The sequence below is a fragment of the Mesorhizobium sp. genome (assembly GCF_004962925.1).
GTDB lineage: Bacteria > Pseudomonadota > Alphaproteobacteria > Rhizobiales > Rhizobiaceae > Mesorhizobium.
In genome coordinates this window covers 1-1,032 of record NZ_SUEO01000402.1, presented here as the reverse complement: position 1 = coordinate 1,032, position 1,032 = coordinate 1, and the positions used below count along the sequence as shown (strand labels likewise).

1 protein-coding gene is annotated in these 1,032 nt (G+C 62.7%); it reads left to right on the top strand.

Annotated features, from left to right (window positions below):
• Window positions 1-805: zincin-like metallopeptidase domain-containing protein (locus E5W87_RS35380; RefSeq protein WP_292408590.1), on the top strand; the 805-nt coding region annotated here is incomplete at its 5' end.
• Window positions 806-1,032: the final 227 nt, after the last annotated feature.

Below are 1,032 nucleotides of genomic sequence, written 5' to 3'. Positions count from 1 at the left end.
ATATTCCGGCATCAATATCCTGATCCTGTGGGGCGGGGTCATCGATCGCGGTTTCCCCAGCCAGAACTGGCTCACCTTCCGGCAGGCGCTTTCCCTAGGTGGCAATGTCAGGAAGGGTGAGCACGGCACCACCATCGTTCACGCTGACCGCTTTGTTCCCAAGAACGAAAAGCAACGCGCCGACACCGATGGCGACGAACCGCAGGCGGTGCCCTTCCTGAAGCGCTTTACCGTCTTCAATGTCGCGCAGTGCGATAATCTGCCCGAACATCTTTACGCCGCCGGCGAGCCTCTGCCTGAGCGCGAGATGGTCCCGCAGGCCGAGGCGCTCATTCATGCAACCGGCGCTGATTTTCGCATCGGCGGCGAGCGCGCTTTCTACATGCCCGGCAGCGACACCATACAGGTGCCGCCACAGCCGGCTTTCTTCCACCAGATCGACTATTACCGGACCTGCTTTCACGAGCTTGGCCACTGGACCGGCCACCCGACGCGACTCGCGCGCGACCTGTCCGGCTCCTTCGGGTCCAACACCTATGCGCGCGAGGAACTGGTCGCCGAAATCGCATCAGCCTTCATTTGCAGCAGTCTCGGCATCGAGCCGACCGTGCGCCATGCCGACTACATCGGCTCATGGCTGACGGTTTTGCGCGAGGACAACCGCGCCATCTTCCGCGCCGCAAGCCATGCCTCGAAAGCCGCCGATTTCCTGCTTGGCCGCAATGCCGATGTCGAAGGCGAGGCACATGCCGAAACCGCCCATGGGAGCGCGCAATCCTCACACGCGACCGCCTTGCGCCTCTGATGACGCAAAAGCCGCGCGCAACCAACTCGACAGTTCTCTTTGAGGTTGCGCTAACGCCGAGGCCGGCGTTGGCGCCGATCGTTTATCGGACCGAGGTTCGCAAAAAAGGGCGGCATTGCTGCCGCCCTCTCGTTGCGAAAGCTGCCAGAGCTAGATTAGAAATCCATGCCGCCCATACCGCCCATACCGCCCATGCCGCCGCCGCCCATGCCGCCAGGCATGCCGCC